At 67.7% G+C, this 19,924-nt stretch carries 15 protein-coding genes; 14 read left to right on the top strand and 1 reads right to left on the bottom strand.

The annotated features are described in order from the left end of the window. Nucleotides 1-22: 22 nt before the first annotated feature. From ACQEVO_RS24020 to ACQEVO_RS23995, 6 genes are read left to right on the top strand one after another with little or no spacing between them, the layout of a single operon-like run. Entirely contained in the window at nucleotides 23-1,021 is a 999-nt protein-coding gene (locus ACQEVO_RS24020; RefSeq protein ID WP_432917184.1) for a conjugal transfer protein, read from the top strand. A gap of 15 nt (nucleotides 1,022-1,036) precedes the next feature. Continuing rightward, nucleotides 1,037-1,300: a hypothetical protein gene (locus tag ACQEVO_RS24015; RefSeq protein ID WP_068050145.1), complete on the top strand. Its 264-nt coding sequence runs from the start codon at nucleotides 1,037-1,039 to the stop codon at nucleotides 1,298-1,300. Then, nucleotides 1,297-1,884, top strand: coding sequence for a hypothetical protein (locus ACQEVO_RS24010; RefSeq protein WP_432917183.1), 588 nt, complete (start codon nucleotides 1,297-1,299; stop codon nucleotides 1,882-1,884). Before ACQEVO_RS24015 ends, ACQEVO_RS24010 begins: the two co-directional genes overlap by 4 nt. Next, the gene (locus ACQEVO_RS24005) at nucleotides 1,884-4,409 is read left to right on the top strand and encodes an ATP-binding protein (protein ID WP_432917180.1); all 2,526 of its coding nucleotides are present in this window, start codon (nucleotides 1,884-1,886) and stop codon (nucleotides 4,407-4,409) included. The genes ACQEVO_RS24010 and ACQEVO_RS24005 overlap by 1 nt, the downstream gene beginning before the upstream one ends. Nucleotides 4,410-4,446: 37 nt before the next feature. Then, nucleotides 4,447-5,187, top strand: a complete 741-nt coding sequence (locus ACQEVO_RS24000) for a hypothetical protein (protein ID WP_432917177.1) — start codon at nucleotides 4,447-4,449, stop codon at nucleotides 5,185-5,187. Continuing rightward, entirely contained in the window at nucleotides 5,184-6,650 is a 1,467-nt protein-coding gene (locus ACQEVO_RS23995) for a DUF4226 domain-containing protein (RefSeq protein ID WP_432917174.1), read from the top strand. Before ACQEVO_RS24000 ends, ACQEVO_RS23995 begins: the two co-directional genes overlap by 4 nt. Before the next feature lie 80 nt (nucleotides 6,651-6,730). Here ACQEVO_RS23995 and ACQEVO_RS23990 read toward each other — a convergent pair whose 3' ends face one another. Then, complete coding sequence (locus ACQEVO_RS23990) at nucleotides 6,731-9,010, bottom strand: hypothetical protein (RefSeq protein WP_432917171.1); 2,280 nt, start codon at nucleotides 9,008-9,010, stop codon at nucleotides 6,731-6,733. A 259-nt stretch (nucleotides 9,011-9,269) separates the two neighbouring features. On the opposite strand from ACQEVO_RS23990, the gene ACQEVO_RS23985 reads away from it, so the two are divergent. The 8 genes from ACQEVO_RS23985 to ACQEVO_RS23950 are packed head-to-tail and all read left to right on the top strand — an operon-like array spanning nucleotide 9,270 to nucleotide 19,894. Next, nucleotides 9,270-11,480: a hypothetical protein gene (locus ACQEVO_RS23985; RefSeq protein ID WP_432917168.1), complete on the top strand. Its 2,211-nt coding sequence runs from the start codon at nucleotides 9,270-9,272 to the stop codon at nucleotides 11,478-11,480. 13 nt (nucleotides 11,481-11,493) lie between these two features. Further along, entirely contained in the window at nucleotides 11,494-14,091 is a 2,598-nt protein-coding gene (locus ACQEVO_RS23980; RefSeq protein WP_432917165.1) for a hypothetical protein, read from the top strand. A 25-nt stretch (nucleotides 14,092-14,116) separates the two neighbouring features. Continuing rightward, a complete protein-coding gene (locus ACQEVO_RS23975) occupies nucleotides 14,117-15,595 on the top strand; it encodes a PPE domain-containing protein (RefSeq protein WP_432917162.1) in 1,479 nt (492 codons plus the stop codon). Further along, nucleotides 15,592-15,957, top strand: a complete 366-nt coding sequence (locus ACQEVO_RS23970; protein WP_432917160.1) for a hypothetical protein — start codon at nucleotides 15,592-15,594, stop codon at nucleotides 15,955-15,957. Before ACQEVO_RS23975 ends, ACQEVO_RS23970 begins: the two co-directional genes overlap by 4 nt. Next, nucleotides 15,954-16,631, top strand: coding sequence for a hypothetical protein (locus ACQEVO_RS23965; RefSeq protein WP_432917157.1), 678 nt, complete (start codon nucleotides 15,954-15,956; stop codon nucleotides 16,629-16,631). The genes ACQEVO_RS23970 and ACQEVO_RS23965 overlap by 4 nt, the downstream gene beginning before the upstream one ends. 18 nt (nucleotides 16,632-16,649) lie before the next feature. Then, complete coding sequence (locus ACQEVO_RS23960) at nucleotides 16,650-17,021, top strand: hypothetical protein (RefSeq protein WP_432917155.1); 372 nt, start codon at nucleotides 16,650-16,652, stop codon at nucleotides 17,019-17,021. 36 nt (nucleotides 17,022-17,057) lie between these two features. Further along, nucleotides 17,058-17,363 carry a hypothetical protein gene (locus ACQEVO_RS23955; RefSeq protein ID WP_432917153.1) on the top strand — a complete coding sequence of 102 codons (306 nt, stop codon included), beginning with the start codon at nucleotides 17,058-17,060 and terminating at the stop codon, nucleotides 17,361-17,363. Nucleotides 17,364-17,371: 8 nt separating this feature from the next. Beyond that, nucleotides 17,372-19,894 (top strand): hypothetical protein, encoded by a 2,523-nt coding sequence (locus ACQEVO_RS23950; RefSeq protein ID WP_432917150.1) that lies wholly within the window; start codon nucleotides 17,372-17,374, stop codon nucleotides 19,892-19,894. Nucleotides 19,895-19,924: the final 30 nt, after the last annotated feature.

Raw genomic sequence — 19,924 nt, 5'->3', positions numbered from 1 at the left:
GGCGCTCTCTACCATTCCGAGAGTGAGGACTGGGGCGGTTGGACGCGCGGATTCGGGCGAGGCGCTGCTTCGCCAGATGGCCGCGCGCCGTCGTCGCGACAATATCGTCGTCGTGGTCCTGGCCGTGCTCGCCGTGCTCGGCGGAGGTCACGCCGTCTACAGCTTCTTCGCCCCCGATCCCGCGCCGCCGGGCGACGACGAGATGGTCGCCGTCACCGGGCACGCGAGCCTGGCCGGTGCGTTCGCGCAGGATTTCGTGGTCGCCTATCTGAGTGCCGGTGCGGCGGATCAGGATGCGCTGGCGCGCTTCGTCGACGGTACCCAGCGGATCTCGCTGCCGAAGGTCGGGGCACAGGTGAACGACCCGATCGTGGTGTACGTATCGCGCACATTGTCCGCCGGAACGGTCGAGGTCTGGTCGGTGACGGTTTCGGTACATATCGGCAAAGGCGGGCCGGATGCGGCCCGCCGGTACTACCGGGTGCCGGTTTCGGTCGCCGAGGGCAGCCTGCGGGCGCTGACCCTGCCCGCAGTGGTCGAACCGCCCGCGGTCGGCTCCGATCTCGCGCAGGCATACTCGTCGCCGTGTGGTGAGGAGACGCCGTTCGCGCAGGTCGCGACCGGTTTCCTGACCGCCTATCTGACCGGCGCGGGTGATGTGGCGCGCTATGTCGCGGTGGATTCCGGTATTTCGGCACTACGGCCCGCGCCGTTCACCGAACTCAGCACCGTGGCGATCACCGCCGAGGACACGGCCTGTGGAACCGCCGGGAAAAGCGCCCAGGTGCTGGCCACCGTAACCCCGAAAGGGGCGTCCGGCACCGCTCCGGCCCTGGCCTATCCGCTGACCATGGTCCGCGGTGAGGGGCAGTGGCAGGTGCGAGCGATCGAAACACTGCCGGCGCTGAAGCAACCGCTGACACTCGTCGTACCGCAGGGCGAGAACACCGGCCCGTCCACCGGCGCGACCACGGGAGTCCCGACCACCACCGTGGAGATCCCCCCGGCCACCCAGAACTGATACGAGGCGACCACCATGAGCAATCTCAGCAATATCCTCTACGGCATCCTGGTTTTCGTCCGCTGGGCGGGCCTGATCCTCATCACGATCGTCTCGATGGCGGTGCTGATCTCCGAGGCCGCGAAATCCAAACTGTCCCCGGCGAAAATCCTCGGTGTCGCGGGTTCGGCGATCCTGGCCGCTGTGTTGTTCTGGATGCTGCCCACACTGGTGAACTTCGCCCGCGCGGACGCGAATATGATCGTGCCGGATCATCCCGTCGGAGGCGGTTATCGGTGACGCCGCAGGTGGTCAAGGTCTTCACGCCGGTCAAACGTGTTCCCACCGTTATCGGCAAGGCCCAGAACGGGCAGAAACTGCCGTTCGGGCCCTACACCCTGCCGCAGGTGGCGGGGGTCGCCATCGGGTTGATCATCACGGGTGCCGGTGCCATGACTCTTCCGATGAACCCGGCGATCACCTTCCTGGCCGGCCTGGCTGTGACCGCGGTGCTCGGTTTCGCGCTGGGCCTCATCCCGTATACGGGGGTGCGGCTGTTCTCCCGGGTGTTCTGGTTCGGCCGGCTGATCTGCTATCCGAAGCCGGTACTGGCCTCCGGAATGCCGGTGACCCCGGAGTCCGCGCGGATCACCATGTTCGTCGAGGAAACGGTGGTGGCGATACTGCCGCACACGCCGCCGCGGCCGCCGGCCGGAAAGAACCGGCGACCCCTGACGGCCGCCCGCGGCGGGCAGCTGATGGATCTCCTGGGTACCAGCCGGTTCCTGCGCCCGGTGGATGTGGAACCCACCGCGGCGGCATCGAACTGGCGGGCGATGATCAGTGGTAACGGGGGGCGGTCGACGAGCGGGGAGGCACGCTGATGGGCTTCAACCGGGATCTCCAGCCCACCGCCGCGATTCGCGGCCATCTGCAGTTCACCCATTCGGGGCTGGTCACGGCCACGTACTTCATCACGCCGCTCGGCTACGGCCTGCGCCGGGCGAGCGATAAATTCGACGTCAAAATGGCGCACCACAACCTGATCAACAATTTGCCGAACGGGTCGCTCCTGCTGGGTATCCAGGCCCGGCAGAACACGATCGATGTGCTGAGCAAGATGGTCGAGGGTGTGGATCTGGACGAATGCGACGACTACGCCGACGAAGTGTTCGCCTCCTACGAGCGGGTGCGGTCCATCGCCCCGCAGACCCGCATCTTCCTCCTGTCGATACCGGTGGGCACGGCGAATACCGGAGGGATCTCCGCGTTGTCGCGGATGTGGCGGGGCAGCACCACCACCATCGACGCCACTGCCATTTCGCGCGCCGAACTGGACGCCTACGAAGAAGAGGCCAACGAGATCCTGTCCCGGATCGGCGGTGATTTCGACCCGGTTCCGGTGCCCGCCGCGATGTTCCAGTGGTTGTGGGAGCACTATCTGGCGCGCGGCGCCGTGGGTGATCCGGTCGCGCCGACCCGGGCGGGCGCACTCGACGACGCGACGGCGGCGGTGTTCAAATCCGCCGCACTGGACGAGGGTGCGCGGGCGGATTCCGGGCGGCGGCTACGCCCCTCGTTCGTCCCGGTGATCAAGGTGGTGCAGCCGGATACCGGATACCGGCCCTCCTATCAGGCGATGCTCACGCCGCGCTCGTTCCCGTACGCGGGCATGCTGTTCCCCGGGGGCAGTGAGTTCCTCAATGTGATCGACGGTCTCGGTGCCGTCACCGTCGACTGGGGGATGCGGATCTCGACCCGTCCGGCGGATCAGGTCCTGAAAAGCAACGAGGTGAATCTACGGCGCCTGGGCGAGCAGATGGATCAGCGCGATCAGGAGGTCTCGTTCGCGCAGAACACCTTGATGTCCAAGGCGCAGATGCTGGGTGAATACAACCAGCATTTCGAGGTCAACGGCGGGGAATCGGAGGTCTCCTTCACCACTGTGATCGCGGTGGGCGGGCCCTCCCGTGACGAGACCATGGACGCGGTGAACACCTTGCGCCGCCGCTACAAACGTTTCCAGGTGGAGATGGCCGCACCGGTCGGCGCGCAGGTGGATCTGTGGTCGCTGCTGGTGCCGGGGAGTCCGCCGCGGCGGGCTTTCGACGATTTCGCCCATATCGTGCCGTCGGATATGTGGGCGGGATTCGTCCCGTTCACCACCAGCCAGATCGGTGACGACAGCGGGCCGGTGATCGGAATCAACCTGCTGTCCGGCCACTTCGAGCCGATCCACTTCGGGATCATGGAAGCCGCACTGCACGACCTCTCGGCTTCCTTCGCGGTGACGGGCGAACTCGGTTCGGGTAAATCGTATTTCCTCAAGCTCATGGCGGTGCTCGTCCACGATATGGGCGGGCAGTTCCTGGCGATCGACCGAAGCCAGGTGGGGGAGTGGGAGCATTTCGCCGCCGCGATCGACGATGCGGTGGTGATCGATCTGGCCGATCCGTCGGTATCGCTCGACCCGCTGCGGCTTTTCGATCCGCGGGTGGCGGGCGAGCGGGCGCTGGATTCCATCCTGCCCCTGCTCGATCTCTCCCCGACCTCCGGTACCGGCGCCGTGATCAGCAATCTGCTCTCGCCCAAAGGGATCGCCGAATACCGGATCACCAGCCTGCTGGACCTGTACCGGGTGGTGTGCCGGCTGCGGGACGAACCCGGGACACTCGAGGAATACGCGGATCTCGCGGCCCGGCTGGGCACCATCGTCGAGCGGGTGCCGGTGTTGTTCGACCCGAGCCTGAAGCCGATCCGGCTGGACGCCGCCGCGACCGTGGTGCGCAGCCACAAACTCGCGCTCCCCAGTGCCGAAGAACTCACCACACCGCACCTGTACAACCGGCTGCCGCTGACCAAGCGTCTGGGTACCGCACTGTACGAGCTGGTCGGTGTGACGGCGCGGGAGGCCTTCCTCTCCGACAACGGGCGTTTCGGGCTGCTGGTCGGTGACGAGGCGCACCACTTCACCCAGACCCAAGTCGGCGCCGCGGTGACCTCGGACTTCAGCCGCGACGGTCGTAAGCATCTGGCCGCCATCGGATTGGCGTCGCACGATCCGGCCACCGACTTCCAGGGCGCGGCACACAACCTCATCCCCAATCGTTTCGTCTTCCGGCAGCGCGACGAAACCCTGGCCCGTAACAGCCTGGAATGGCTCGGTGTCGATCTGGAGGAGGCGCCGTTCCTGCTGCAGGCCCTGCGGGAAGAGACCTCGCCGCCGATCGGTGCCGGCCGGCAGGTGCCGGAGGAACGGCGCGGGGAAATGTTCATGCGGGACGCACTGAGCCGGATCGGGCGTGGCAAGGTACTCGGACCCGCGCGCGCGGACCGGGCGGCGGCCATCACCAGCACCCCGAGTGTCGCCGGGCGGGCCGACCGCAAGGAACCGGAGGCGGTGCGATGAACGCGGTGCGGTGGCGGCGAGTGGAACGATTCCGGCTGTGTCGACCCAACGGCTGATCGTGCTGCTGACCATCCTGCTGTCGTGCTGCTGCGGTGGCGGAGGTCTGCTGATGGGGGTGGTTGCGCCGCTGGGCGAGCTGTCCACGATGGCCAAGGTCGATTTCGGGCGGCAATGCGATATCGCACTCGGACCGGCTACCGGCACGACGGCCCCGGCTACCACCACTGCGGCGAGCAGCGCGACTGTTTCGCCTTCGCCGCGGCCGAGCAGTATCCCGTACGCGTCGCTGACACTCGATCCCGACGACCCGGATATCGCCGCACGGGACCGGGAATGCGTCTCCGCGATGCGGGCCGCGGCCTGCGCCGCGGACCTCGCGCTGCGGTACCCCGAGGCCGGCGGTACCGCGCAGATGGCGGAATACGTCCGCGATGTCGTCTACAGCGCCTCGGCCGGCGCGGTGGCCGGCCGGTGTGTGCCGGGCCGTGCCCCTCGTGCGGCGGCAGCCGAGAACTGCGGTGATCCCGTGGGCGGCGAGCCGGTGGTGCTGCCGGAAACCGTGCGCGAACAAGCGTACTGCGGGCAGATCGTCGATCCCGGCGCCACCTCCCCGGGAGACCTGGTGTTCTGGGATTACCGCGACAACGCCGCGACGCGGGTCGGTATCGCGCTCGGCCCGGCCGAACTGGTGACCGTGGACGAGGGGAAATTCATCCGTTCGAGAATTCCCGGCAATGCCCGGGTACAGGTCAAGCGGGTACTGGGGGGGGTGTCATGACCAGCGCGGAAATCGGGCCGTACACGGTGGACGTTGAAATCGACGGCGATCTCGAAGGCGAAGGTGCCGCCGACAGCGGATCGTCGTCGAACGCCGTGGAGCGCCGGCGCTGGGGCGCCGGCGGCGGTAACGGGTCCGCTCCCGGCGCACCGGCGACACCGGCGCCCGGCCCGGCGGCATCGAATACCGCGGCGACGCCGGTAGCGCAGTCCGCGCCTGCGCCGGGGATCGCCCCGCCACCGCCGAATATCGCGCTCCCCGGACTCCCGGTCTTCCCGCTCGCCGCACCTGCACCGGCGGCTGCCGCGCCGGCGGCCGCGACTCCGGCCGCGCCGGCGCCACCGGCGGCGCAGCCGGCACCTCCCGCGGAATCCGCAGCGGAGGAGCGGGAACCCGAACCGCTGGTTGATCCGGAACTGCTGGGACAACTGGCGCCCATGGCGATGATGGCCGGTACGGCATTGCTGCCGATGATCGGTTCGGCACTGTCCGGGCTGATGGGCGGCGGCGCCGGAGGTGGCGCCACGCCGGCGGCGGATACCGACGGATCGTCCATGTCACCGGAGGCGCAGCGCGCGATGAAAGTGCTGAAGGTCCTCGAGGCGATGTACGGGGAGGGTGAGCCCACCGATCCCGAGGTCAAGAAGCTGCGCGAGGAACTGGGTGGATCGGGGTCGCCGGGCGGCAGCGGTGACGGCGCGGCGATGATCAAGGCCAAGCGGATGTTCCAGCAGAACGCGGCTACCGCCTTCAACAACCTGGACAAGCAGCTCGCGACCTATATCACCGGTGTCGCCGGATCGAACAAGATCGACAAGAAGGCGGTGCGATCGCTGATCCAGCAGGTCAACGAGGCGCTGGCCGAGCTCGGGCCGATGGCGTATACGAAGGAAGGCCAGCAGAAGGTTCGCCAGATCCTGACGGCAGCCCTGAAGACGGCGCACAAGATCGTCTCGGGTGGGTCGGCCAATGCCGGTGACACCGCGTCGGCGATCAACCAGCTGACCAATCAGTACCTGTACAACATCCTGGGCAAGGAGCTGCCGGGCGGAGTGAAATTCGCTTCCGGCTCCACCGCCAGCGGATACCAGGTCGAGGGTGGATCTGCGCGTGCGCAACACGCGGTCAAGACTGCGCTCAACCAGGTCGGCGATCCCTACGTCTGGGGAGCCGAGGGGCCGAACAGCTTCGATTGTTCGGGCCTGATGCAGTACTCGGCGAAGAAGGCCGGCGTCAATATCCCCCGGGTTGCCGACGATCAGTTCAGATCACTACCCAAAGTAGCGAACAGCGATATCCAGCCCGGCGACCTGATCTTCCCGGAAAGCAGCTACAAGAACGGGAAGATGGGGCATGTGATGATGTACATCGGCGACGGCAAATGCGTGGAAGCGCCCAGCCGCGGGAAGGATGTCCAGATCACCTCGCTGCCGCCCAGTTTCGCGGCGCGACGCTGGGCGTAAACCTCAGGTAAGCGGTATCGCGGGTATGTACCGCCTATCGGCTACCACCCTGCGTTGGACGGCGCCGACCGGCTGCCGGACTACGAATCCCACGGGTCCAGGCCCCCGGCGGGATCGAGGTGGTCGAGGTTGGCGATCCTGATCTGCCATTGCTGGAGGTGTCGCCGGGTCAATGCGGTCGGGTTGTCGTAGTAGTTCTGTGCCGCCTGCTGGAACGAGGTCGCGGCTTCGGTGGCGATCGCCCACCGGGTGTCGCGGCCGACCGAGTTCCACTCGGCGGGTGTTATCGCGTTGCGCAGTGCGATATCGGAATCCCAGTTCTGCCGGACGCGGTTCACGAAGCCTTGGTTGATGATCGCACCCTGTGCAGGGGCACTGGTGTGCCGGGCGAAGTTGTTGGCCGCGACGACGGCTTGGGCCGCGAACGCGCGCTGTGTCGTCAGCGTATCGGTCGGGAGCAGATGGTTCTCGACAGCGCGGGCGGCGGCGATCGCCTTCTGCAAGGGGCCCCAGCCGTAAGGATTGCTCGACATACTCGACTTCATCGCCGCGTGGGCGCGCAGGACCTGGTGTACCTGTTCGTCGGGCGTACCGGCGGCGCGCAGCACCGCGTTGATGTACGAGTCCGGGACACGGCTGTCGCCCAAGCCGTCGAGTGCGTTGGCGACACCGAGCGCGGCGCTCATCCCGCCATGGGTTTCGGCGCGGGCGTGCGCTTTCCGAAGCCAGTTGGTCCGGCCCAGGTGCGACCAGTGGTACATGTCCTGGCGGGAATCCGCTGTCCGGATATTGGCGAGTTCGGACCGCTTCTTGCCGCGGGACAGCGGGTTGAGCGGGTTGGGAGTCGCCGCCATCAACCAGCCCGTCATGGGCGAAGCGTTGATGGTGTTCAGGGCGGCGATTGCCGCCAGCCCGCTCAGCGATCCGCCGCCACCGGACCCGCCGGCACCGACGCCCATTCCCAGGGCGGTGCCACCGCCGCCGCCTCCACCGCCGCCACCCGGGCTGCCCTGGATGGCGAGCGCGAAACGGTTGGCGATCCAGTCGTTGCCGCGGCTCAGGCTCTTGTTGAGCCGCCGGATCTGGGCTATCGCCACAATTTCGACCACACACGCGATGACGATCACCGAGAGTACCTGGCCCTGGGCTTGATCGAACAAGTTACGCAGGAACAGGATGTAAACACCGAGAAAGCCGGTGAACGCGGTCATCCGGGCCGCGGCGACGAAGGCGTCGACGATATTGCGGACGAGGAATGTCTGGGTCGGGCCGTAGATGAAACCGCCGGCCGCAAAGCCCAGAATCGCCATGAACCCGTGGTAGATGGTGTTCAGTGCCGCCTTGGTGACCTTGAGGGCCAGGTACACCGCGAAGATCAGCAGCAGGGTCGCGCAGACCAGCAGGATCAAACCGGTGCCGAACTGTCCCATGTCGGGTGAATCGGCTCTGGCCTGGGCGGCCTTGTTACCGCAGTTCTCCATGCCCTCGCGAATGGCATCCGAGTTCGCGGCGAGCGTGCCCGAATCCCAGGCTCTTGCACAGCCGGCAGTGTTGTCGACCACGTGACCGAAATTCCATACCTGAACCGGCTTTCTGGCGAAGTTGTCCGCCATGTTGTGTTGCATGACGGTGACCAGTTCGGCCGGGTTGGGGTTCGCATCTCCGGTGAGCCCCGCCGCCACCGAGATACCCACATTGCGGCCCTGGGCCAGCAAGCCATCCGAGGAAAGCACATCGGCGAGCGGTTCGGACAGGAATATGGGGCCCAGGATCGCCACACCCAGCATGGTGACCACCTGCATGGTGGCTTTGCTCGGGAAACCGCGCGCGATGAAATAGGCGACGAAGAACGCGCCTATGGTGGCCGCGGTGATCAGCACCAGTGGTGTCGCGATCTGGCGGGCCAGTGCGTCGGCGACTCCGGTGAGGGCGCTGCTGAACATATCGAGCCAGACGAAGCTGAAGGTGAAACCGACGATCCAGATCGCGGTGGTCACGATGGCCATATAGCCCACGAATTCGATGCCGATGAGGGCCCAGATCACGGTTTTGCCGGGTTCCAGCAGCCCGCCCTGATCGGCGGCGAACGTATAGTTCGCCAGCGGTACGCCATTGGAATCGCGGACATTCATCCAGCTGAGGCCATCGATCTGCGAGACACCGCTGCCGGGTTGCGCGAGTGCGACGGCGCCCACCACACCCGGGAACACAACGGTGGCCAGGAATATCGCGAATGCCCAAAGCGTCCGGCGGTACCACGGATGAGCCGCGAGCCAGGCCCGCATCCGCTGCACCACGGTATCCGGATAGAAGTACAAGGGGTCGTGAGCCCTTTTCGCAGCCGGATAACGCAGGCTCATCGAAAGTTTCCTCCTGCGGCGGTTTCCGATCCTTCGGGGCGGCGACGGGGTGTGCTCTCTGCTGCGGAGCGTCAGGTATCGCAGCTTCGATCATGACCTGTCGGGGCAGGTCAGCGCTTCCCTCTACTGGGAATCCCGGACAATGAGTGGGTCGGAAGGAGAGCGCAGATGGTTCGCTCGCGGGCTCTGCTCGGCCGTACGGGCCGCGTCGGGACCGGGGCGGCGCGCGCGGTGGACACTGTGTCGAGCCGGTGATCACGTGGGTCTCGGTGATTGGCTCGGCGACCATATCGACGATATCGCCATCGGGGTGGCGAGTGCCGCCGGCTTCGCTTTGGGCGGACCGGCGGGTGCCGCCCTCCTCGGCGGTGCGGCCGGCGGTATATCGGCCTGGGTGCAGGGCGAGAACGTACTCGAAGGGGCCGCTTTCGCCGCGGCCGGCGGGATGCTGGGCGGTGCACTCGGAATTGCCGGTAAGGGCATGATCAGTGCATTCGGCCAGACGGCACTGCAGGGCGGCAAAGGTCTGGTCACCAACGGGGTGGTGCGGGCGGTGCCCAGCGGGTTCCAGGGCGTTCGCGGGGCATTGAACGATTCGACGTTCCGCATGGGAATGGGCATGCTGTCGGCCGGGGCGATGGCCGGTCCGTGGTCGACGGACAATATGTTGCGCGAGCCGTACTACAACCAACTGGCGGGATATCCCGAGGTGCCGCTGATCGATATCAGTTCGGCGGAACTCTCCGATATTCCCGACGGAATGCCCGATGTCATGATGCCGGACCCCGGTAATTTGCCGTACGGACTGGAATTCAACCCGCCCATGCAGCAGAACTACCGGACCATTCCGGGGACCTATCTCGGTACCCGGAAATCGTTCGGTGACGAGCCAGGGAAAACCGGCTTGCCGGAGGAACTCTCGGTCAGCGAGATCTCCGGGGAGGAAGCGGCGGGAATTCCGAGCTACACCGAACGTGTAGCCGCCCTGCGTGAACACTACGCGGAGCTACGGTCGTTGTCCGGTACCGTCGCGCAGGCCGTCGAACGCACCGAAGACCTGTGCAAGGGTGGGCGTACGGATATCGATGCGTCCATCGAGGCGCTCGCGAAATTCGCCGGAGTTCACCCTCGCGATGTCGAGAAGATCACGGGTTTCGCCGAGGAGTACGCCGAAAAGGTCAGTCCCCGCACCAAAACGCCCGTCTTCCTCGTCGATCCCGCGCAACTGGCGGCCGGAATGACCGAAGATATCTATGCCATGACATTGGTCGAGTCCGTGAGCCTCAGCGTGGAAGCCATTCTCACCGGATACAACACACTGTTCGAGGCGTTGGCCGAGGAAGCTACGCCGGACGAGCCGGTCGTCCCCGAATTGCCGGACTCGGAGGACAAGGAGACCGAGGAGAAGCCGGCGGATTCCGACGACGACCCGGCCGGCGACGACGATACCGCCGGCGGCAACGACGACCCCCAGTTCGAGCCCGGCGCCACCGAACAGACTCCCGAATCCGGTGCGGACGATCCCGCGGGTGCCGGTACCGTCGCCGCCCCCGAACCGCTGGATCTCAGTGCGGAGACCGAAGGTTCGGAGAACGCATCGCCGACCGGTGCCGGTGAGGGGGCGGAGGGCGCCGATCCCGCGGTGTCCGGAATGGATTCGACCGGCACCGATACTGTTGCCGCACCGCAACAGCCGGTAACCCCGTCCGCGGCGGGCCTCGGTTCCGGATTCGGCATGGAAGCGATGATGCTCCCGCAGCTGATGCAGGCCATGATGAATCGCGGGAACCAGGGTGACCGCGGTGAGCGGGACGACAGCTCGCCGGACCGGGACAGGCCGGACGCCGTACCGCCGGTTACCGCGGTCCCGTCCGGTCCCGTGGCTGCACCGGGTGGCGGTCAACCGGCCACCGGTGGTCAACCGGCCGGTCCGGCTCCAGGCCAGGTTCCTGCCAAAGCGGTTTCACCTCCGGCGGATACCGGTAGGCCGCCGGTGCCGGCCCGGCCCGTCGATCCGGCTGCCAAGGTGGTGTACACGTTCCCGGACGGTCGGTCGCAGGAGGTGTCCGGTGTCGTGGCCCGGGTGCTGGACGCGGCATTGGGAAATGCCGCCGGTACCGACGCCCGCGCGGCCTACGCGGGTACCGCGGCGGAGTGGACGGATCGCAAACAGATCGGTACCAGGATCGACCCCGGACAGGTCATGACCGGTGATGTGGCTGTCTGGGAAGGGAGGACGGCGATTCTGGTCCGCTTCGGCGAAGCCGGGGACGGTACGGTCGAGGCCGTCGTCGACGGTGCGCTCCAGGTGGTCACCGAGCTGGCCGGAATGCGCGACGGCGAAGGTGAGTTCGGTCCCTTCACCGGGTTCTTCCATCCGCCGGGAATCGAGATCGCGGGCGCGGCGGCAGCGCAGGCCGCGCCGGCGTCAACGGACGAATCGGCCGCCGGCGCGGTCGTTCCGGCGTAGGAGGCGTGGGTATATGGGGCTGCTCGGTTTCGCTGTCGACGTCGGGGTCAATATCGGTGTCAGCCGGGTTATGCCGGGCGTCGGAGGCCTCCTGGTCGGGGGTGCGGCGGGCGGATTCGCCGGAAAACTGGCGGACAACGCCTGGGAAGACGGAATCGGCATTCATACCTTCGACGGTGCGTTCGAGGCCGGTGCCCACGGCGCGGTGGCGAGCATGGTGGTCGGCGGTGCCGGCCACGGACTCAGCAAGCTGGGTGGTCGTGGTTCCACGTACCTGACCGACAAGCTGAAACCGTTCGAGAGAGCTAAGGCGCAAGCCGCCGATTATCGCAAACAGGGGAGTTCGCTGAGCGCGCATGCAGACGAGCTCGAGGCCAAGCTGAAGAATTGGCCGAAGAAGAAGAATGGGGCCGACAAGAATACCGTCAACGTCAACGGCCAGACATTCACGAAGAAGCAGGCGGCGGCTGCTGCCAAGGATGCTCGGAAGAAGGCAGGCGCCAAGTACGCGGGCTCCAACCGCATCGGCCAGGCCCGTAATCTGCACAAGGCGACCGAGACAAGTCTTCGGACCAGCAAGAAGGTCACCGACTTCCTCAACGACAAGATGCGCATGGGCACCTCCACCAAGGATGTGAACACCGGGCATCGCACCAGGACCAAAGCAGGCTGGGCGAACTCGGGGTTGACGGGCCTGGGTGCGGCCGCCTGGGTACACCTCGGCCCGGCCGGTAACGACGGTGGGGGCAGCGACGGATCCGGTGAGCAGGGCGGGAACAAGCAGCCATCCGCCCCGGCGCTCGTGCTGCAATGGGTCGGCGACACCGCGGCCGGACCGAAGATGGGAACAAAACCGTTCGTCGAGGAACCCGGGGTCACAGACACCGGTGCGGGTTTCCTGCTGCAGCCGGTCGAGGGCATCGATCCGGCTGTTGCCGAATGGCATGGGGGTGCCACCGATTCGGTGGCCAAGGTGATCGTCGACGATTACGAATTGTTCGGCAACCTGGAGAAGAAAGAAGATCTGCAGCTGACGCCGCTCCCCAAGGCGCCGCATATACCGGGCGAAGCGGGTACGAGCGAGGGCACTGCGTCCTACAGCGATCTCAAAGCGGCTTTCGACGAGAAGCGGAATCGGCTCGTCACCTCACAGGCCAATATCGCTGTGGGCATCGACGAAATGGAGGAGATCACCAAGACCGGCCAGGAGAGCTTCGCCAATCTGATCACCGGAATGAACCACTGGGTGAAGGGGCTGACTCAGGTCGACAACGCGGGCTTCCTCGAGATGCTGATCCAGGCGGTGGACGAGGCCGCATCGGAGATCGAGAACGCCAATGCGCAGGCCCAGGCCCTGGCCGAGCAGATGAAGGAGGAAGCGGAAAGGCTGGAGGACGACGAGAAGGCGCGCGAGGATCTGGGCAACTCGGTCGACGCGTTCGACGACCAGTTCCAGAATCCCGCATACTGGCCCGATAACTCCCAGGGCAACCTCACCGATCCCGCCGGCGTGGGGGATCTGGGCGTCGGTGATCTCGAGACTCCGGGCACGGCGACTTCCGACCTGGCGGATTCGGTGCAGCAGGCCCAGGATCGCGCGAACGAGGCGCTGGAGGCGGCGAATAATCCGTCCAGTTCCATCGACCCCGCCAGTTCCGTCAACCCGTACAGTTCGATGCCCGCCACCGATCCGATGGGCGGGATGAGCGGGATGATGGGGAGTTTGATGAATTCCCTGCTGCCCATGATGATGTCGCAGGCTGCCATGCGCAACGGTGCGGACAACGACATGGCCCGGCGGATCAACGATATAGACCCGTCCCGGTACGACCAGGCCGCCGCGCCGACCATGCCGCAGGCACGACCCGCCGCGACCACCCCCTGGTCCAACCAGGCTGCCGCGACGCCGGCGCAGACCCCGGCGCAACCCGCCCACACCCAGACCGGGCCGCCGCCCGGTGCGACCTCCACTCAGACCGGTACCGGAGCGCCGAAACGTGTCGCGGGAGCGGACGGCCTGGTGCTGTACCCGTTCCCCGACGGCCGGACGCAGAAGGTGCCGCTCACGGTGGCGCTGGCGCTGGACAAGGCGTTCGCGAACAATAACGGCACCGATGCGAAGGCCGCCTACGCCGGGACCCCGGCGGCGTGGACCGATCCGAAGGATATCGGCCCGGCGGTCGACCCGTTCCAGCTGGCCACCGGCGATGTCGCGACGTGGACGGCGGCGGTGGCCGACGAGGGGAAGGTCCCGGCCGGTGCCAGCGCGGTGGTCGGCACCCCGGCCGGTGGGACGCCGGAGGGCGAGCGGAAATCGACGGAAAGCCCGGACAAGGCCGGCGCCGCGGACTCCGGGTCGCCGAAGGGAGATTCGGATAATCGGACCGCGTTGCTGGTGGTGTTCGGAGAAGGGGAGAGTGGAACCGTAGAGGCCGTGGTGCACGGCGAACTGCAACAGTTCGCACCGGATATGGGGGATGCCGAGGGCCCGCTGGGTGATTTCGCCGGGTTCAAGCATCCGAAGGGTGTCGAGGCCGGGGCGGACAACGGCCAGGAAGGCGATACGGTGGCGAATGCCGATCAGCCCGTTGATGTCCCGGTGCCGGCCTAGCGGCGACAGGTGAGAGGAGACTGCGATGGCGCTGAATGTCGATCTCGGTGAGCTGGTGGCCGTGGCCGGGCAGTCGGCCGACCTGGCGCGGGTCACCGGTGCCGCGGTGCCGCGGGAATGGGTGCTGCCCGCTGGGGCGGACCCGATTTCCGCGCAGGCGGTGCCGCAGTTGAACGCGCAGGCCGCGGCGCTGTTCAATGCGACGGTGGGGGTGCTGAACAAGATCCAGCGCGACGCGCACCATATCGGGCAGGCGGCGGTCGAATACGCCGCCGCCGACGATGCGGGTGCCCGGCTGATCAATGCCTCGGGCGGGGAACTGGTCGACAATCCGGTCCCGGCGGTGGAGCCGGTCGGCTTACGGCGGGTACCGCCGGGGTTGAGCGATATGCCGGTGGTCAGCGGTGATCCGCTGACGTTCGCCCGGCAGCTGCACAGTGGACCGGGCCCGGAACCGGCGCATCGGTTCGCGGATTCGGTGCGCTTGTTCAACACCGGTTCCCGGGCGCAGGCGGCAGGCGATATGGACCGGGCGGGGTCGGTGCTGCAGCACTGGAGCCCGGTGGGCTCGGAGGTGGCGACGCGGTTCGCCACCTACCGCGGCTGGATGGATCAGCTCGGTGACGCGATGGATAAACTGGCGCAGGGAGCGGATTCGTACGGCAATGCGTTCTCCCGGGTCAAGGCGAAACATCCCACCCCCGAGGAAATCCTGGCCGCCCGGCGGAAGATGCTCGCGGCGGCCCGGTCCAAGAACGAGGCCGCCCTGGCCGCGGCGACCGCGGAGTACAACGAACTGAACGTACGATCCGGTGAGGCCACCGGCTCCTATGTCGCCGAAACCGGGACCGGGGTGGCGGATTCGGCCGAGGGCACCGGCGCGGCGGCGCAGACCGGTTCCGGTTCCGGCTCCGGTGACCAGATGCTCGCGCAGATGCTGCCCACGCTGATGAGCATGATGGGCCTGGGGGCCAACGGGCTGGACCAGACCGAGGAAATTTCCGACGAGTACTACGACGACTACTACGACGATTACGGTCTGGGCGACTACGCGGTCCCGTCGTACGGGAGCCCATCGGGCGGGACGCCGTCGATGCCGGGCGGCGGTATCCCGAGTGCCTCCGATGTCCAGACGTTGTCGGCGTCGACCGTGCTGCCGTTGACACCGGCGGTCGGCGGCGGCGGTGTCGGTGCACCACCCCGGGTTCCGGTCTCGGATTCCGTATCGGGTTCGGCCGGTGGCGCCGGCCGCGCCGCGGGGTCGCCGATGATGCCGTATATGCCGATGGCCCCGGGTATGGGCGGCATGGGCGGCGCGGGCGGCTCCGGCAACGAACGCAACCGCGTGGTGGCCTGGCATCCCGACCGCCTGATGTACGTCGACGACACCCCGCATACCGAACCCGTTATCGGGGAGCGGCCGACCATCGCACCGACGGTCACCCAGCCCACCCCTGCCCCGGCCAACAACCAGGCCCCGACCCGCTCCGGAGGCAACTCATGAGCATCCATCCCGATGTGCAAGCCGCGCTGGACGCGGCCCGCGAACTACGGCACCGGATCGCCGATATGCGCGAGCGTATCGACGAGGTGCGGGCCCGGCGGCCGTCGCCGAGCGGGGCGGTGATTCCGGAAGTGGATGCAATGGGCCGCTTGACCAGTCTGTACCTCATGCCGGGTACCGCCGACCGGTTCACTTGCGCGGAATTGGTGAACGAGATCATGGCGGCGATCCGGGAGAGCACCCAGGACGCGGCCCGGCAGTATCAGGTGATCATGGAAACGGTGATCGCCGACGACGCCGCAGACGCCGCCGCAGACGAGGCGGAGCCCGCGGGTGCCGGTGCCGGGCAGGCCGGACGATGAGCGCGGAGACTGCGGAAGCGGAGGATTCGGTCTCGGCGGCCGATGCGATCGCCTGGCTGCACGAGGAAGGGCTGGCCCGGATGGCCGCGCTGGGCGCGAGCTCCGGCCATCCCACGGTTGCCTATGCCGTCGATGTGGCCACCGGCATCGTCACCAAATATCCGGCCGCCGGTGGCGGTGTCGGCGCCGATTCGACCACGGTCGCCGCGGATGATCTGCCGGCGCCGGCCGAAGGCCCGCACCGCTTGGTGATCGTCGGGATCACCACCGGCGAGCAATTGCTGGTGGTGGACCTGGCGGGATCGCTGATGATGGGAATCAACGGGGAGCGGCCCGAACTCGCCGCCCGCTCCTGGGTGAGCCAGCTGTTGCTGAATCCCGACGTCACCATTACGACGAACAGTACCCAGGTGGCGCTGGGCGCGGGGCCGCGCTGCCGGAAGAGTTTCATCCCCGGGGGCGGCGGTTCGATCATCAGTGTGGACGATGGGCGGCCACCGGTCACCACCGTATCGATGAACCCCGATGTGGACAGTGCCGATTACCTGGAAATGCTGGACGACGGTACCGGCGAGATGTATCTCGGCGCCCGGGTCTGGCAGCTCCGGCTGGTGCTGACTATCGCCGACGCCGCCTGGTCGGTGCTGTCGGAGACCCTGGCCGAGTCCGCTTAACAGAACGAGGAGGCAGCGATGGCCGACGAGTACGATTTCGATGACGATTACACCGATGCCGCAGACGATTTCGGCGCCGCGGCACCGGCCGCCGCGCCGCAGGTGCACGAGGTGTTCAACCCCGATCACACGGTGGGTGTCGCCTGTGACCGGGACGGTGAGATCGTGGGTCTGCACATCACCGACGACGCCCGGGAGAACGGCGACACCTGGCTCAGCGCCGAGATCCTGAAGCTGGCCGGGCTGGCGCACGCGAAATCGCGGCTGGGTCTGCGGCGTGAGATGGAGGCCAACGGTGCCCGCTCCTACACGATCGATTCGTTCGGCCTGCCCACCGAAGCCGCGTACCAGGCGTTGGAAAACGAAGCTTTCGGCCTGCGCCCGGCCTAGCCGGGACCGGACGGCCGATACAGGAGGATTCGAAGCATGGTGCATATCGTTTCGCTCGAGGGTGTGACCGCGAGCGTGGGGGATGTCGCGGGTGCCCTCGCGGTGATGACCGAGAGCGTCGGGACGACCGTCGATTCGCTGGCTGTGGAATCGAAGGCATGCTCCACGCTGGACCGAAACATGCTCGGCAAACTGGACTGGATACGGGACACCTGCACCGCCGCGGCGACCGAGGTGACCGAACAATCCGGAATCACGGTGCAGGCCGCGGATTTCGGTACCACCAAGTTGCGTAATGCCGATATCGACGGTGGCGACGCGGTGCGGTCGGCCACGGTCTGACCTCATCGATGGCGCCGGAGCAAGCCAGCCCGCACTGGGATCGCATCGTCGGTGACGACTGGCCGCAGATACCGCCCGCGGCCTGGCACGGCCTGGAGACCGCGGCCCGTGAGGGTGCGGCGGCGTTGAATCTCGCCGATATCGAGCAGGCCCGGCGCGCGTTCGAGGAAACGGTGCAGCGGTCGGCGGGGCTGGCGCAGATCCGGACAGCGCTCGTCGCGCTGGAGAACAATCCGCGGGCGTTCGCCGCGGCCCTGACGGCCGCGGCGGATACCTTCGGCACGTTCGGTGAGGTGATCCGGCGGACCCGTAACCAGATTCTCGATGTCGTCGACGATGCCGGCGACCGGATCGAACAGGCCACGCACGGCGACAGCAACGACGACGGGGAGGAAGACGACGAGGCGGAGGCCGAGGCGGATCGGCAGGCCACCGAGGCAATACTTGCCGAAGCGCGCGGTGCGGTGGCCGATATCGTCGCCGCGGCACTGAACTCGCTGGGGCCGCAGGGCCTGCCGCGCCTCGACGATATCGCCGAGGCGCTGGGGCAGCCCGGTCCCTGGCGCAGCGGTTCGATGCCGGGGGTAGCTCCCCGTTCGCCCGGGGCCGGCCACCCCGCCGGCGAGAAGCATCACTGGGAGCCGGGCTCCGGGTTCGAACCGGGCCGGTGGTGGCCCGGTGCGGGCAACCTGGTGCCGGCGGATTCGCGGTTCGGGCAGATACTGGTCGATCTACTCGACGATCTGCTGCACCCGGGGCTCGTACCGGAGTCTCCGCCGGTGGCGCAGCTACCACCGCCGGTGGACGTCCAGGTGCCGGCCGGTACGGGTGCGGAGCCCGCCGTGGTTCCCGCCGCGCCGGTGGCCGATCCGGGCATCGACGGGGGCGCCGGTGATCCGGCCGCTGGGGCGGCGGTACCGCCGGGGCAGCGGCCGCCGGGCGCCGCGCCCACCGGTGACACCGCCGCGCCCACCGGCGAACCCGATCCCGAGGCGGCCACAGTGACCGGTCCGGCCGATGCAGACGACCGGCCGGCCGCCGCGACCGAACCCGCGCCGGAACAGCGCACCACGAGCACGCCGGAGTCTGCCGAGCCGCCGGCGGGAGAGGCGGCGCGGACCGGCCCGCCGAACACGGACGAATCGGGACGGGCGCTCGCTGTCGCGATGTCGTCCATGGTCCTGCCGACGGTGGTCGGCGCCGCGCCGGCAGCAACCACCGCCCCCACCCCCTCCGCCCCGGGTACCGCGGCCTCGTCCACTTCCGGCGGCGCGTCCGCCGGTGGTGCCGCTGCCGGGTCGGCCGCGATCTCGAGTACCCAGGCCGGCCGCGGCGCGGCGGCCCCGGTCGACGCACAGCGAGCGCCCGGCGCCACCGGGAAGGTTCTCGCCCATGGAGCCGTGCCGGCCGTGGCGGCAGCCGCCGGGCGCGGCCCGGGATCGCTGCCGACGGGGGAACCGGGCGCGGAAAAACGTCCGGGTGCAGGGGAACTCGTGGAGGGAGCCGTCGGCGCGGCCATGATCGCGGCGGCCGCACCGTCGTTCGTTGTCGGCGAACGTGTCGACGCGGATCTGGCGCTGGCGCGCACGCTGCTGGGTGGTATCCGGGCGGCGGTCGATTCGTGGGTGGTCGGGGTGGACTGGGCGGTGGCGGTGCTCCGCCACCCGGGCGGGGTGAGCGCTTTCGTCACCTCGAACGAGGGGCGCGGGTGGCTACCCGCCCGCCTGTACCTGCCGAGCGAGCTGTCACTGCCGTGGCTCTGGGCGGTGGCCGAGGAATCCGGGTGGGAGGGTATCGCTGATCCGGCCCGGATCCTGGTGGAGTTCGCCCTCGCCTGGGGCGCGAAATCGGGAGCGAAACTTTCGGCGCTGGCGTCCTCGCAACCGATCGATCTGCTGCTGGGGCAGCGGCTGGGCAACGTCGGACTCGCTGGATCGGTAGGGCCTTCGGACGCCATGGATCTGCGGCGGCCCGCGGCCGGAATGCTGGACCGTCTCGGGCTCACCGCGGCGCCCCGGCTACTCGACCGAGCCGCCTCGGTGCCGGACCGCAATATCGCGGTGCGGTGCCTGGAACTGGCGGTGGATGCCCATATCCGCGTCGACCGGGAGACGAGCGAAACAGTGGACGCGATGGGTGCCCCGGAGATCAGACTGCGGATCCTGCGGGCCGTGCGGGACGGCCGCGAGTTCGCGGCCAGTTGGTGGCAGGAGCTTCAGGATGCCGACGATCTGATCGCCGCCACCGCATTGGGGCATCGCGCCGATACGAGCCGGATCGCACTCGGTGAATTACGCCCCGGCGCCGCCGATTCCCAGTCGGGGTCGGATTCGTCGGTACTACGGTCGCTGACTTTTCAGCGCCGGTGCAACGAGCTCGTTCTCCTACTGGCCGAGGAGCAGTCCCGGCAGACCCTGCGTGACGCGGTTTACGCCCACGCGCAGATTCTCGCGCATCCTTTTTTCACACGGCCACCCGAAACCGGCCCCGCTCCTCGGCGTACCGCGATAACCACCGCCCCGGACCGCTGACTCCTTCCGCACGCCCCTCGTTGAATTCCC

The sequence above is a fragment of the Nocardia sp. CA-290969 genome, assembly GCF_050936135.1.
Taxonomy (GTDB): Bacteria; Actinomycetota; Actinomycetes; order Mycobacteriales; family Mycobacteriaceae; genus Nocardia.
The sequence above is the reverse complement of the archived record's forward strand: the minus strand, read 5'-3'. Positions and strand labels throughout refer to the sequence as shown.